General features: G+C 46.3%; 16 protein-coding genes. All 16 read right to left on the bottom strand.

Features of this window, described 5'->3' with window-relative positions:
• Positions 1–22: 22 nt before the first annotated feature.
• Positions 23–379 carry a cysteine-rich VLP domain-containing protein gene (locus E5Z56_RS05580; RefSeq protein WP_232842497.1) on the bottom strand — a complete coding sequence of 119 codons (357 nt, stop codon included), beginning with the start codon at positions 377–379 and terminating at the stop codon, positions 23–25.
• A 24-nt stretch (positions 380–403) separates the two neighbouring features.
• On the bottom strand, positions 404–1,237 hold the full coding sequence (locus E5Z56_RS05575) for a class B sortase (protein ID WP_138156946.1): 834 nt from the start codon (positions 1,235–1,237) through the stop codon (positions 404–406).
• 16 nt (positions 1,238–1,253) lie between these two features.
• Positions 1,254–3,584 carry a VirB4-like conjugal transfer ATPase, CD1110 family gene (locus tag E5Z56_RS05570; RefSeq protein ID WP_138156945.1) on the bottom strand — a complete coding sequence of 777 codons (2,331 nt, stop codon included), beginning with the start codon at positions 3,582–3,584 and terminating at the stop codon, positions 1,254–1,256.
• On the bottom strand, positions 3,577–3,942 hold the full coding sequence (locus E5Z56_RS05565) for a PrgI family protein (RefSeq protein ID WP_138156944.1): 366 nt from the start codon (positions 3,940–3,942) through the stop codon (positions 3,577–3,579). Before E5Z56_RS05565 ends, E5Z56_RS05570 begins: the two co-directional genes overlap by 8 nt.
• Entirely contained in the window at positions 3,932–4,123 is a 192-nt protein-coding gene (locus tag E5Z56_RS05560) for a hypothetical protein (RefSeq protein WP_138156943.1), read from the bottom strand. The genes E5Z56_RS05565 and E5Z56_RS05560 overlap by 11 nt, the downstream gene beginning before the upstream one ends.
• A 3-nt stretch (positions 4,124–4,126) precedes the next feature.
• Positions 4,127–4,963, bottom strand: a complete 837-nt coding sequence (locus tag E5Z56_RS05555) for a hypothetical protein (RefSeq protein ID WP_138156942.1) — start codon at positions 4,961–4,963, stop codon at positions 4,127–4,129.
• Positions 4,964–5,024: 61 nt separating this feature from the next.
• On the bottom strand, positions 5,025–5,387 hold the full coding sequence (locus tag E5Z56_RS05550; protein ID WP_138156941.1) for a glutamyl-tRNA amidotransferase: 363 nt from the start codon (positions 5,385–5,387) through the stop codon (positions 5,025–5,027).
• On the bottom strand, positions 5,374–7,197 hold the full coding sequence (locus tag E5Z56_RS05545; RefSeq protein WP_207668590.1) for a VirD4-like conjugal transfer protein, CD1115 family: 1,824 nt from the start codon (positions 7,195–7,197) through the stop codon (positions 5,374–5,376). The genes E5Z56_RS05550 and E5Z56_RS05545 overlap by 14 nt, the downstream gene beginning before the upstream one ends.
• Positions 7,187–7,384 carry a hypothetical protein gene (locus E5Z56_RS05540; RefSeq protein ID WP_138156940.1) on the bottom strand — a complete coding sequence of 66 codons (198 nt, stop codon included), beginning with the start codon at positions 7,382–7,384 and terminating at the stop codon, positions 7,187–7,189. The genes E5Z56_RS05545 and E5Z56_RS05540 overlap by 11 nt, the downstream gene beginning before the upstream one ends.
• A gap of 17 nt (positions 7,385–7,401) precedes the next feature.
• Positions 7,402–8,286, bottom strand: a complete 885-nt coding sequence (locus E5Z56_RS05535; protein ID WP_138156939.1) for an ArdC-like ssDNA-binding domain-containing protein — start codon at positions 8,284–8,286, stop codon at positions 7,402–7,404.
• A 5-nt stretch (positions 8,287–8,291) separates the two neighbouring features.
• Positions 8,292–9,113, bottom strand: a complete 822-nt coding sequence (locus tag E5Z56_RS05530; protein WP_138156938.1) for a PcfB family protein — start codon at positions 9,111–9,113, stop codon at positions 8,292–8,294.
• Positions 9,097–10,473, bottom strand: a complete 1,377-nt coding sequence (locus tag E5Z56_RS05525) for a relaxase/mobilization nuclease domain-containing protein (protein ID WP_138156937.1) — start codon at positions 10,471–10,473, stop codon at positions 9,097–9,099. The genes E5Z56_RS05530 and E5Z56_RS05525 overlap by 17 nt, the downstream gene beginning before the upstream one ends.
• A complete protein-coding gene (locus E5Z56_RS05520) occupies positions 10,464–10,802 on the bottom strand; it encodes a plasmid mobilization protein (RefSeq protein ID WP_138156936.1) in 339 nt (112 codons plus the stop codon). Before E5Z56_RS05520 ends, E5Z56_RS05525 begins: the two co-directional genes overlap by 10 nt.
• A complete protein-coding gene (locus tag E5Z56_RS05515) occupies positions 10,786–10,932 on the bottom strand; it encodes a DUF3789 domain-containing protein (RefSeq protein ID WP_138156935.1) in 147 nt (48 codons plus the stop codon). The genes E5Z56_RS05520 and E5Z56_RS05515 overlap by 17 nt, the downstream gene beginning before the upstream one ends.
• 138 nt (positions 10,933–11,070) lie before the next feature.
• Positions 11,071–11,814: a YodL domain-containing protein gene (locus E5Z56_RS05510; protein ID WP_138156934.1), complete on the bottom strand. Its 744-nt coding sequence runs from the start codon at positions 11,812–11,814 to the stop codon at positions 11,071–11,073.
• Positions 11,815–12,777 (bottom strand): DUF3991 and TOPRIM domain-containing protein, encoded by a 963-nt coding sequence (locus E5Z56_RS05505; protein WP_138156933.1) that lies wholly within the window; start codon positions 12,775–12,777, stop codon positions 11,815–11,817.
• Positions 12,778–12,781: the final 4 nt, after the last annotated feature.

Raw genomic sequence — 12,781 nt, 5'->3', positions numbered from 1 at the left:
CATAAATACTGACTTTTTCAAGCTAACTTTGTACACTTTTCAAACGCCTTTTTGCCATACTTTCAGCGTTAATCATTCTGTGCCTACGTTTAGCGCAATCAACACAATATTTCTGATTGTTTCTCTTGCTCTTAGGCACAAACGGTTTTTTGCAATCCTGACAATACTTGATATTGACAGGACTTAAAATTCCCGCTTCAAGTAATGGCTCTGTCGGTAAAACTGCCGCCCGAAAATAGTTGCAGCATAGAGAATAGGAAATACTCTGAACGCAAACACACGGCTCGTCGTCATCAAGTAGCAGGCAGTTTCCGTCCTGATAGTTAGCGCATAAGTGCTTTATCAGCTTATTAGCTTGGCGGCGTTGCTGTATGTTCATTCGTGGCAGCATAATTTCACCGCCTTATCTGGTTGTACGCTTTGCTACGACAACAAGTCTGCCGTTGTTGTTCGTGTATTCACAGGTAGCAAGTGTCAGGAGCTTATCGCCTTGCTTTGCCGATACCCCTGTTTCATAGAACGACAACGCCTTGCATTTGCTGATAAAGCTGCTGTAATGCTCGGAATCATAAGCGTTGACAAATTCATAAAACTTAAATGTGTTCTTATTGCTCTCATCAACGGGGACGGCGAACACGGCGAGAATATCATAGTTCGCTTTCTTGTTCAGCGTATCGAAGCTGATTGTCTTATGGGACGACCAATAATCTTTGCTGCGATAATTCTCAAGTCCTGCAAACATAGAGCCGTCGTTCATATGGTGAGCGTAAATGATTACATTGTCTGAGGGAGCGTCAACATCACAATTCGCCTGAACATACGGACAGCCGTACACGGATTCATTCTTGTAGAAATCGTGATTGAGATAGTAGTCTGGGATCTTCTTTGTCTGCATTACGGGATAGTTAATGACAGTATCGTTAATCTTAATCCAACCTACCATATCAGGGTTAGCGCTGGGATTCATATTGGTAGTATAGCTCTCAGAGCTTCCGCCGCTTGCGCCGCCGTTTCCACTACCGCCGCTAACCGTTGTGTTATCCGTATAAGGATTGACGGGTGCTTTGGTCGGTGTAGGCGTTGTGCTTTCCTCCGTAGCCGAAACTTCTTCAGCTACGGATTCATACATCTTCTTGTTGTTGTCGGATTCCACCTTGTTCTTGATGTGGAAAAAGGTGCTAACGCCGCAGACGGCAATCAGCACCGCAAGACCGATAATAAGGATTTTCTTTTTCATAATGGTCGTCCTTTCTTTATGCTGCCGTGCCTTCGCCCGGCTTGGTGGTCATCAGCTTGTAGAGCTTGGTGTTCTTGGGGAATTTATTTGCGAACGGTACAAGGGAGCTGCCGACCTTAATCAAGCCGTGTCCTGCGTCAACATTGGTGATATACGAAAGCTGTAAATCGGAAATATTAAGCAGACGTGCAAGCTCCTCTCTGTCGGTGGAAGCCTGATTGAGCATTACGATAAATTCAGAGTTTGCGAGCATTGTACGGGCTGTGTGGCTCTGGAGAAGGTCATCGACATTCTGTGTGATACCTGTCGCAAATGCGCCGTACTTTCTGACGCGTTTCCAAAGGGTAAACAGGAAGTTTGCGGAATACTCGTGCTGGAACAGGAGGTAGATTTCATCAATAAAGATGAATGTTGCCTTACCCTTCGCTCTGTTTTGCGTGATACGGTTGAGAATACTGTCCATTACGACAAGCATACCGATTGACATAAGCTGCTTGCCGAGGTCAAGAATATCGTAGCAGATAAGGCGGTTGTCAGTATCCACGTTTGTCTGCTTTGCAAATGTGTTGAGCGAGCCGTCTGTAAACAGCTCAATCGCAAGGGCGATACTCTGTGCTTCCGGTTCCTCCTGTCTAAGCAGTTCTTCACGGAAGTCCTTTAAGGTCGGCACTTTGCCTGTGTAGTTTCTCTGCTGATAGCCACGATATACATTTGCGGTACAACGGTCAATAATGGACTTCTCCTTTGCGCCGAGGGGTACAAACTGTTCGCAGAGGGACATAATAAACTCGGATTTGAGGATAACGGGGTTAGCGCCGTCGCCGTACTCCTCGGACATATCCATAGCGTTGATATGGTTTTTAGAGGTAGCTGAGATATTGATGACCTCGCCGCCGAGAGCATTGACAAGTGCTCCGTACTCACGCTCAGGATCTACGATAATAACATCTGCGCCCGTTGCGAGAATGATATTAACAATATCGCCCTTTGCGAAGAACGATTTACCACCGCCGGATACACCGAGGACGAAGGCGTTACCATTAAGGAGCTGCCTGCGGTCAGCGATAATCATATTCTTTGAAATGACGTTCTGACCGTAGTAGATTCCGTTCTCGTGGAATACGTCCTGCACACGGAATGGCATAAGGACGGAGAGGGATTCTGTAGTCAATGTACGGAAGCTGTCAATCTTGCGTACTCCGAAAGGCATAGCGGTATTCAGTCCGTCCATCTGCTGGAATTTGAGGGTAGCAAACTGACAGAGGTGTTTTCTCGCCGTAGTCAGGATAGCTTCGGTATCGTTGTCGAGCTGTTCCTTTGTATCAGCCGTGTGTACCATTGTCAGTACGGCGAACATCATACGCTGGTCACGGGTAGTCAGGTCGTCGAGAAACTCTTTCATTTCCTTTTTCTGCTGTTCCATATCATAGGGGACGGTTGCGGAGAAGTTGTTGTTAGCGTTCTGTCTGCGCTGCCAATTCGTAATGTTGGTTTCAACGCCGAGCAAACGGCTTTCCGCTTCTCTCACGGCTTCATCAGTTGGAACAGGGATAACGTCGATAGACAACATCAGATTGCGGTTAAGCTCGGTAATCTCGGAAATCATACTGTCCTTGATATAGGACGCATACTCACGCATAAAAAGCACTCTGCCGTATCTGTCGCCAATCTTGAAATAGTCCTTTTCAAACTCCATAGAATCGGGACAGATATAGTCCTTAAAGCTGTGACCTTTCTGACGGTTTTCCTTGATGTCAAAGTGATAGCTGCTTTCTTCGCCGACACGGTAGAAGTCGTGGAAGATACGCAGACGTTCTTCAACGTCAAGCTCTGTACACCTGCTGCCGAGCTTACTCAAATGGGCAATCATATCATTACCGACACGGCTGAAATAAGTGCGGGCGTCCTCGATATTCTTCTTGCAGACGGATACCGTGATGTATTTGTCCTGCACCATCGAATTTGCGCCTGTCGCTTTTTCGAGGAGCATTTGGTTGTACTCCTTGCGGTACTCGTCAAGATAGTCGCCCTTGAGGGGAATCAGGATTGACTTCTCAAAGTCAAGGCGGTTAAGTCTGCGGTTGTTAATCGTGATTTTTGTGGTTGCCCCGCTGTCAAAGCTGTTGAGCAACTCTGAGTATTCAAGGAACATTTCTTCCTTGTCCTCACGGGAAGCGACAGCATAGTTAATATCAGTGAATTTGAAAGTCTTTGTAAACTTATCCTTGCCGATACGGAAAATGCCGTCGCTATAAATAGCAGTAACAGGAATTACGTCCTGAACGCCCTTCGGGACGACGAATCTTTCCTTGTCCTGCTTACTGATAGCTCTTAAAGTTTTAATCATTGGCTTTCATAGCCTCCTTTTGCTTTTTCTCAATTACGGGCTTCATCAGCTCGTAGTAGGTATTCGTTGATTTGAATGTCAGCTTTTTAGGGGTGAGAAATTCGGATTTCACCCAAGCGACAATGAATTTTTCGGCGGTCATTCCGTTGTATTTGACAAAGCCCAGCGCCGCAAACGGAGCTGCTGCGATAATGCAAATCCAAGATGTGGTTTCCGTACCAAGCGTAGGCTTCAACAGGAAGAACACGCCAACCGAAACCGCAAGCGCACAGACAGAAAAAATGATCTGTCTAAGTGACAGACCAAAGAATACTGCTTCTGTATAGTTACGGATTTCTCTGTTAATCTTAACTTCCATTAAGCGTAAATCTCCTTTCTTTCCGGCGGGCAGCTTCAATTTCCTCTTTGCAAACACATTCTCCCGCAAGGCATTTCACTTTACCTCTGCGCCTGCCGCCGAAATATAAGCAGTATTTGCAATTACAATCTTCAAGGGTATAGCCCTTAAACTTGTTATATATCTTTGTGTTGTTCTTCATAGCTTACAGTCCCATCATCTCACGGATAATGCGATCAGACATCTTAACCGTGCCGACGAGTACCAGCATATTGAATACAAGCTCACCGATGTACGCCCATACCATCGTGACAGGCGGTGCGTCCGCAGCCACAACAGGCGGCGAAGATACAAACAGTGAGAAAATAATGCAGGCTAATACGATAACCGCACCTTCCAAACAGACGGCGCAATAGCTTTTAAGAAAGCTCTTGCCGACGTTCTGCGTAGGCTCACCCGCAAAGGTAGAAAGCGGAATAGGAGCGATAGCCGTGTACATATAGAGCTTGAAGAATCTGCCGTACACGCTCATAATCATAATGAAGGACATTATGGTGATGAACAGTCCGCCGATAAGCGTGACCGCCCACAAGGGAATACTCTCCCAAAATCCGCAGTTTTCGATAGCGGATACCAAGTTGTCCGGCAATACGGTGTCCGTTGCTGATGAAACGCCTGCGGCTGTCATAATTGAAGCGATACCGCTTTGCACCACGCCAAACAGAGTTGTCATTAGCTCCATTCCTTGCGTGATAACTGCCTTTGCCAAGATGAATCTGACAAAGAGCTTTACAGCGTGTTCAGGCTTTTTCAAGTCCGTAAAGCTGCCGCACGTTTTAACTACGCCTATCACAAAGAACAGGACTAATAAGCCCGTGCCGAGAGCCTGCATTGCGGTGTTGACATTGGTGATTGCCGTCCAGATACCGCCGCCCTTAAAGTTTTGCGGGGAGGTAAGGATCAGATTCCACAACTCGGTAACTTTGGCATTCCAAGTGTCGAGTGCGTTTTGTAGATTACCTACAACCCAATTATCGGACATTTAAGCACCTCCTTAATTTATTCGGGGTATGGCCGTGAAGCAGCCATACCCCTCGTTCTGTTTAAGAGCCGATAATGAGGTTGAGGATTTCCTTTGCAAAGGTGATGATGACACCGCCCGCAAGGGTAAGAAAGCCGTTAGCTCTCTGTGACGGATCGTGTGATTTGAGCGAAAGACCAATCTGCACAACGCCGAAGCCTGTCAGAATAAGACCAATCGCACGGATTAAACCGAAGATGAAGGTGGAAAGATTATTGACTGCGGTTAAAGCGCCATTGCCGTCAGCAGCAAAAGTCGTTACGGTGAAACAGCTCACAATGAGCATTACCGCAATAACGACAGCGCAGTAGGTACGAAAACCTCTCTTGACCTTACCCTTCATCGGCAGTCTGTTTGTATTTGAATGGTTGTTAAATAATCTCATTATTTTTATCCTCCTGTATAAGATTAAATTGAATTTGCAAGTCCTCCTCGGACAATAACTCAAAGCTCGTATCAGATATGGGTATATCTTCAATCTGCTTTTCATCGACAACTATGCCAACAGTAATAGTGGCAATATCATCTTTGACTTCGCCGTGTCTATAAACATCGGCTTTACCGTCAGCCGTCAAGCTGACATTAGGGTGCTTCAAGATGTCAAACTTGAAGTCCTTTATCGGACGCTCACCTCGTATAAAGAGGATTGCGTATTGGTTATCAAGTAACCTGACCTCATCAGGTGTCATCAGCTCTCTGCCGCTTATCTGATAGTTGGTAGAATAGCTGCCGCTATGACCTGTGCTTTTGCCGTAGGTATTGGTATCAATCGTTTCCTTGCCAAGCAGCTCGGAAACGTACTTGTGCGTACTCTGTTCGTTGCCGCCGAGATAAAGAAACTCGTCGCAGTTACCGATGATACTTTCCCATTGCTTTTCAAACAGCGCCTTGAGCTGTGCCAAGTTCTGTAATATAATGCTGACCGAAACGGCACGGGAGCGCATAACCGAGAGTATCTTATCGAAATCATCGGGAAGCGAAACATTCGCAAACTCGTCCATCAGGAAATGGACGGGAACGGGGAGCGCTCCGCCGTGTATGTGGTCGGCAGAATAAAAAAGCTGTTGGAATAGCTGTGTGTATAGGATAGATACCAAGAAATTGAATGATGAATCGTTATCGGGTATCAGCGCAAACAGGGCGACCTTCTTCTCACCCATAGAGGGTAAGTCCAGCTCGTCCGTAGAAGTCAAAGCCGCAAGGCTTTCAAGGTTAAACTTTTCAAGTCTTGCGGCAAGTGTAATCTGTATTGACTTTAATGTTTTAGCTGAGCCTGAGTGATAGGAATGATAGTATTTGAGTGCGATATGGTCGGGATTCTCAAATTCCAAATCATTGAATAGATTATCGAGGGGCGAGGGGACGTTGCTTTCCTCGTCCTCAATTTCTGCGGCTCTTAGCATTTCCATAACCATAGCGAAGTTCTGTTCTTCCTCCGGCGCTTCATAGTGTAAATAGAATACTAACGCAAGGAGGAGCATTGAAGCAGCCGTGTCCCAAAAGGGATCATTGGACTGCGAGCCTTTGGGTGTGGTGGATTTGAAAAGGTTAGTTACCAATCGCTGAATATCGTTGTCATCACGGAGATAGACAAACGGATTGTAGCAATGGCTCTTTTCCATTGAGATCAGGTCGAGCACACGCACCTCATACCCCTTTGCTTCAAGCAATCCGCCTGTGTCACGGAGTATCTCACCTTTAGGATCGAGAATGACAAACGACGTATTGCATTGCATAAGGTTTGGCTTACAGTAGAATCGGGTTTTACCAGCGCCCGATCCACCGCAGACCAACGTGTTGAGGTTGCGCCTGTGCTTCTGTGCGTTGATACCGATACGGACATTCTGCGTCATCAGCTTATTATCAGACGGCGGAGATTGACGGTATTTTCTATCAACGGCTTTTGCGTTGCCCCACTTAGCGGAGCCGTGTTCTTCTCTGCGTCGGTAGTTTCTGCGTGTGGAAAAGTAAATACCTATGCCCATTGCGTAGGCGGCAAGCAAAAAGAGGACAGTTTTTAAGCTGTCCTCACAAAGCTGTATTTGGAATGGGTGTTCAAAGGACTTCATCAGTCCCGTCACAATTTCCGTTAAGCCGCCTTTTACAAACGGGGCAATCAGTAGCGATAACCACACTACGGGAACGATACCGATTGCGGAAAGAATGATAGCTGACTTTCTGTCGCTATCTTGCATTATCCCTGTCCCTCTCAATCACCTTAACCTTACGATAAGGGGCGTTACCGATTTTGAGGATAAGGTCGTCGTAAATATCCGTAGGCTTGCCCTCGGCAATACGAGCGTTTCGGGAATCGTTGAGGGACTGAATAACGGCGCTCTGTTCGTTATCATCGAGTGCGATATGATACATAGGCTCTTTCATAACAAACACCTCCGTCCTTATCTTGCACGGTCAGCCGTGCGCTCCTGCTGCTGGCGATAAAGCTCGTCGGAGATACGGGAGTGAATATCGCTCATAGCCGTTCTGACTTTGGAAAGCTCCGCACGAACATCTTTCGGCTCCTTATCCTTCCACTCAGCGGGAACACGGTCTACGGCAAAGCTCTTGGTGTCAACGCCGTACTTTTTACAGAGCATATAGCCGACGCATACCGCCTGAAAGCTCATATCCTTGCGGCTGAAGCTCTCGCTTCTGCTTGACAGCTCAGCGTAGCCGAGTTCCAGGGCAACGCCCTGAAAGAGTGCTACGCTGTCGCCGACGCCCTTCTTGATGAAAAGGGTATCCTTACTGTTATCGTAGTACGCAACAGCGTCGGGATTGGGAAGCTGTTCGGCGCTCTCGCAGTTCACGGGCGAAGTGTTAATCATAACGGTAACAAGATTTCTCGGATCACGGTTTACCGTAGGAGCAGGCTTGCGTCTGCCGTTTGTCTGTGTAACGTCGAAAACCTTTTTGACGTTATAGGAAATGCCCTGTGTGCCGTCGGATCTGGTGTAGTCAACAGGCTCAAGAATCGAAATGCTCTTTGCGCCTTTCTTGATACGGACGTTTTCTTCACGCCAACCGTCAAAGTCCTTGAGCTGAGTAGCTTCGGGACACTGCTTATAGATAAGCAAGGCGTTTGCTGCCGAGTACCTGTCCATACGAGCCTGCGTGTCGAGAAACTTCTGAAACTCGGTGGGCGAGGATACAACATTGGCAACGGCGCTGTCTACAAGCTGATAGACGGCTTCCTTTTCCTCTTTCTTAAACTGCTTATATTCTTCGGGAGAACGCTGCGGCTGACGATAGCCGTTTTTTCTCGCCTTAAAATCGTTGGTCATAGATATTACCTCTCTTTCGATTTATAGTGCTTAGCCTTCTGTTTCTTCTTAGGCTGCTTGTGTTTGGTCTGTCTGTTTTTTGAAGGAGTTTTCTTCTTCTCCTGAATGTGTTTAGGCTGATAACGCTCTGCTTCTTTCTTCTGTCCTGCGGCGTGTTCAGCCTTATAGCGTTCCAGCTTTTCCTTTACGGAAGGCTTTTTGCCGTCGGATTTGGAAGTACCCTTATCAGTGTTCGTATCTTGTTTGCCTGAGTTTTGCCTTGACTGAGGGCTTTTGTCGGTCTTGGCAGCAATGGGGTTTTCGTGGGCATTTTCCTTTTTTTCGGAAGGCTCCGCCATAGCTTCCTCGACGATAATCTCTCCTTTGGATTTAACGGGTTCCTCAATCTGAGTTTCCTTTTTATCCTTTTCCTTTGACTTCTCAACTTCCTTAACGATGGAAGCCTTGTCAACCTTGGAGAATTCAAACCTGTCTGCGATACGCTGAATTTTTGAAGCGTCCTCCGCACGGGCGATTACATCAACCGTAGCGTTTGGATCTTTGCTGTTCTTATCACGGAGGACAGTATATAAAACACCGTAGCGCTTAGCCTGTTCGGTAAACTTTTTTAAGTCTTTGTTTTTGAAAGTAAAAACTTTCAAAGGGCTGCCTGATTTAATCATCTGTGTCAGCCGAGCTTTGCCCTTAGATTTTGATTCCTGTTTGAGCGTCGAAGCGAGCAGCGGTACTAATTCCTTAATACCCTTGCCGGACAACTTGACAACTTCCTCAAAACCTTCAAGGTACAGCCTGACTAACATTTCGGCAGCGTCACCGCCGTTGGTCATATTCACGGCTCTCCTTTCCTTTGGATTTTTCTTCTTCTGCAAGCACTTGTGCGAGGTGTTCCTTCATCAGTCCCGACCTCTCGGCAATGCCGTTGCAGAGTTTCACTTCCTTACGGAGTGTCCGTAGCTTCTCTGTGATTTGCGAAATCTTATCCTTTGCCTGTGACAGCTCAACATCATCAATCTTTCTGCGTGTCATTTTTCGGAGATCTGTTCTGTCGGCAGTAAGGGATTTAATCTCGCCCTCAACAGAGGACTTATATTGTAAAAGCTGCTCGTCGGTCTGAATGCCGTGCTTTCCGAGCAGCCTTGTCTGTTCGCTCAGTTCATCGAGTTTCAATAACTCCTCTTTAAAATAATAGTGAATCTGAGCGCTGTTAAGTTTTCGGTAGCTCGGCAGCTTGCCAAGCCGATAGCAGTAGTAAAGATAAAGACCGTATAAGCCGCCGATTCTCCGTATCTTATCTCCCCGTGTGGGAAGTCGATACTGACGGCTGACTACTGTGAGTTGGGTGTAACGGTGCATACCGACACGACTTCTGTTTTCTTGTAACCGTCTGAGGATAGCTTCTCTCGTGTAGTCGTCGCCAACTCTGTTCAAACGGATAGACTTCGTATAGCCGGGCGGCTTGACAGTCCAATACTTCCTGCGTGGGTTAAAGTCATAGCCGTAACCCATATCTCTCAGAGCATAACCAACCTCTGCTACACTTTTGCTGTGTTCAATAGCGTGGTTGATAGCGTCACGGATCAGTTGATACCTGTTCGGCATACCCGCTTTTTCGAGCTTGTCAAAATAGTAATTGGTAGGTCGCTCAAATTTGGGATTTGGATTGAAATGCAAGCCATACTCTTTACAAACAGCGTCGGCGATATGTCTAAACTTAAACCAATTCTTTTCATTATCCACCATTCGCTTGCCGTCAACAAAAGAAATACTGTTGATAACGAAGTGACAATGCAAATGCTGAGTATTAAGATGGCAAGTTACAACCACCTGAAACCGCTTGCCCCAAGCTCGGCGAGCAAACTCCATTCCAACCTCTTGCGCTTTCTCAGGAGTGATGTCCTGCTCCTTGAAGCTCATATATCCGTGATAGGCTTGAATACCGTCTGTCTTACCAAAATATTCTTTGGTCGTTATGAATTGGTCACGGGCAGTTGAGGGGTTGCAGTTGATACCGTCAACAAAAAATTGTTTCTCGGTTTTCTCCTCGTCCTTTGCATAGGTGAGAACATCGGCAAGAGCCTGATACTGCTCCTCGGTATATTTCGGGTTGCGGGTTTTATTAGGATTGTTGGCGTAGTCAATAACCTTCCCTAAGTTGGTTTTGACCGCCCATAGCTTTGTTACTGCCATTTCAAATCCAATTTGTCAGGGCGTAAGAACACGCTCTCAATATCTGCCTGAAATTTGTGCCAACGCTCCGCTTCACGGTAGAGCATTGGAGCGTCAACAAAGCCAAGTGAGTTTGCTTTTGCGGCGAGCTGATTGATATTGTTGCCGATAGCCGACAACTCTCGCATAGCTTCAAAGAAACGCTCGTCAGGCTTTTCCTTTGGTGCGTAACCTTTCATCAGCAAACGAATAAGTGATGATTCATTCAAGCAAGTCATAGCTGCCTTGTGCTGCCAATCATCACGCTCCTCTTTAGTCAGGCGTATATGCTTATCATAGCTTCTCCTCATCGGCGGTCTTATCCTCCTTATCCTTCATCTCGTAATGATTCAGGCGGTTGATTTGAAGCAGACACATCATAGTCACACCAAGAAAGCCGCCGAGGAAACAGCCGAGTATGAATAAAAGAATTCCGTTCATTATATCAGTCCTTTCTTTACGGGGTATTAGGGGGCAGCCCCTAACAAGCTCTGCACTGTTTTATCCGCTTCGTGGATACAAACAGTATGCTTGCTAAGATTATACATCTCACACAGGGGCTGCCGATTTCTTCAAGGTTTAGCGTTCCATATCACGATTTTTCGGTTTAACCGGATAGGCTTTAATCTGTCCGTTTTGCTTGTAAAACCGTTCAGGATATTTGAATTTCTCGGCGTATTTCTTCTCCAAATCTTTCGGAAGGCTCTTAAAGTTTTCCGATCCAACAGGAGCATACGCAATAAAGAAATCTCCGGCGATAATCTCAATCATTTCCTTGCTATGCTCGTCATAGACGGCTCTATTCAAGGAGCTGCCGTTCATTTTGCCTTCCTCGTTGCAGATTAAAGCAACCTCATCATCAAAGGGCATATACTCCTCAATATACCCACCGACAAGACGCTGCATTGCTTCAAGGGAGTTGTCAATGGAAACCGTTTGTGGTAACTTACCGACCTGCAAATAGAGAACGGTAATCTGATTTTTGCTGACGGTATCCTGTGCTTTCTCAGGCGCAAAACTAATCGTCTTGAAGCCGAAATTGTCGCAGTAGTAGAAACCTTTTTCTGTGTTATTGCTCTCGATAATCTCAACAACATCGGACACCGAAAGCGATCTGCCTTTATATCCTGCGGGGTGTTCCTCGTTGAATTTTCTGTAAACATCTTCAAGCGAATGGCAGTCAACATCACCGCTGAAAATCTTGTCGTAAATCTCAGCCTTGACCATCTTACTGCCCGTGAGCTTTTGTACTTCGTCCAATCCGAAGAACATCAATCGTTTATCGTCACGCTCGTGGTTGATTTGATAAATGTTAATCTTCATCTATCGGTCATCGTTCCTTTCCTTGTATTTATGTTTTTGGATATTCAGTTGTAAACATAAAAAGTCGTTGAAATCCTTGCCCTGCGGGGGAGGTAAATCAACGACCTGATACTCTTTTTGAAGCCTATTTTTGAGTGCAACGGCGGCTTCTCTGCCTTTGCTGTCGCTGTCAAAATGGATAGCGATTTTCTGTGTGTGAGGGTGTTCTTGCAGATAATTCACAAGGGCAACAGGGACTTTCACAAGCTCCTTATCTTTGTTCGGTGAGTAGATTCCCGCAAGGGACAACAGATTGAAACGGCGGTAATCATAGCCCCTCATTTTCAGTAATGTAGCGTAAGATAAAAGGTCAATGGGACATTCAAAAATGTGGACTGTGTTGCTCTCGCTGTTCGCCAATCTGAATGAATAATGCTTATCACTACCCGAACAGTCGCCCAATATCCGCATACTGCCCGTCGCTCGGTAGGAAGCGTACCTCGGTTTGTTTTCCTTATCAAAGCCCACAAAAACAACATTATGGTACGGAAGGCTCTCGAAAATTCTCCCCTCGGCTACACATAAATCTATCAGCTCTCGGTCTATTCCTCTGCCGCTTAGATACCTGTAAATCACTCTGTTGGAAGCACTTTTATCCGGCAGAAGTAAAGGCTTCGGCTTTTTGTTTTTCTTCTGTTCTACATAGACGGGCGGCTCAACCGCACACTTTCCGATGATAGTTTCTACGGCTCTCGTGAAGCCTAAACCTCGTACTTTCACGAGGTAGTCAAGGGCGGAGTAACCTCCATATCCCCTTGACCACCAATACCATTTACCGTTGGAAATCTTCAAGCTGTCGTGGCTGCGGGTGCAGTAGGTGTCTGCGGAAAACTTGACCAACTCCTGCGGCTCGTAGTTCTGCAAATAAGTGAGCAAGTCCATTTCTCTCGCTTTGGCAACAGCCTGAGCGTCTATATACGGCATAGCC

It is taken from the genome of Ruminococcus bovis (assembly GCF_005601135.1).
GTDB lineage: Bacteria > Bacillota > Clostridia > Oscillospirales > Acutalibacteraceae > Ruminococcoides > Ruminococcoides bovis.
Note: the sequence above shows the minus strand (reverse complement) of the source record. Positions and strands in the feature narration are given on the sequence as shown.

What these genes read in the sequence shown, in the direction of transcription:
- E5Z56_RS05545 (WP_207668590.1), bottom strand. Translation starts at nt 7,197, where the DNA reads ATGCAAGATAGCGACAGAAAGTCAGCTATCATTCTTTCCGCAATCGGT.
- E5Z56_RS05535 (WP_138156939.1), bottom strand. Translation starts at nt 8,286, where the DNA reads ATGACCAACGATTTTAAGGCGAGAAAAAACGGCTATCGTCAGCCGCAG.
- E5Z56_RS05510 (WP_138156934.1), bottom strand. Translation starts at nt 11,814, where the DNA reads ATGAAGATTAACATTTATCAAATCAACCACGAGCGTGACGATAAACGA.
- E5Z56_RS05530 (WP_138156938.1), bottom strand. Translation starts at nt 9,113, where the DNA reads ATGACCAACGGCGGTGACGCTGCCGAAATGTTAGTCAGGCTGTACCTT.
- E5Z56_RS05575 (WP_138156946.1), bottom strand. Translation starts at nt 1,237, where the DNA reads ATGAAAAAGAAAATCCTTATTATCGGTCTTGCGGTGCTGATTGCCGTC.
- E5Z56_RS05550 (WP_138156941.1), bottom strand. Translation starts at nt 5,387, where the DNA reads ATGAGATTATTTAACAACCATTCAAATACAAACAGACTGCCGATGAAG.
- E5Z56_RS05570 (WP_138156945.1), bottom strand. Translation starts at nt 3,584, where the DNA reads ATGATTAAAACTTTAAGAGCTATCAGTAAGCAGGACAAGGAAAGATTC.
- E5Z56_RS05525 (WP_138156937.1), bottom strand. Translation starts at nt 10,473, where the DNA reads ATGGCAGTAACAAAGCTATGGGCGGTCAAAACCAACTTAGGGAAGGTT.
- E5Z56_RS05555 (WP_138156942.1), bottom strand. Translation starts at nt 4,963, where the DNA reads ATGTCCGATAATTGGGTTGTAGGTAATCTACAAAACGCACTCGACACT.
- E5Z56_RS05580 (WP_232842497.1), bottom strand. Translation starts at nt 379, where the DNA reads ATGAACATACAGCAACGCCGCCAAGCTAATAAGCTGATAAAGCACTTA.
- E5Z56_RS05520 (WP_138156936.1), bottom strand. Translation starts at nt 10,802, where the DNA reads ATGAGGAGAAGCTATGATAAGCATATACGCCTGACTAAAGAGGAGCGT.
- E5Z56_RS05565 (WP_138156944.1), bottom strand. Translation starts at nt 3,942, where the DNA reads ATGGAAGTTAAGATTAACAGAGAAATCCGTAACTATACAGAAGCAGTA.
- E5Z56_RS05505 (WP_138156933.1), bottom strand. Translation starts at nt 12,777, where the DNA reads ATGCCGTATATAGACGCTCAGGCTGTTGCCAAAGCGAGAGAAATGGAC.
- E5Z56_RS05560 (WP_138156943.1), bottom strand. Translation starts at nt 4,123, where the DNA reads ATGAAGAACAACACAAAGATATATAACAAGTTTAAGGGCTATACCCTT.
- E5Z56_RS05540 (WP_138156940.1), bottom strand. Translation starts at nt 7,384, where the DNA reads ATGAAAGAGCCTATGTATCATATCGCACTCGATGATAACGAACAGAGC.
- E5Z56_RS05515 (WP_138156935.1), bottom strand. Translation starts at nt 10,932, where the DNA reads ATGAACGGAATTCTTTTATTCATACTCGGCTGTTTCCTCGGCGGCTTT.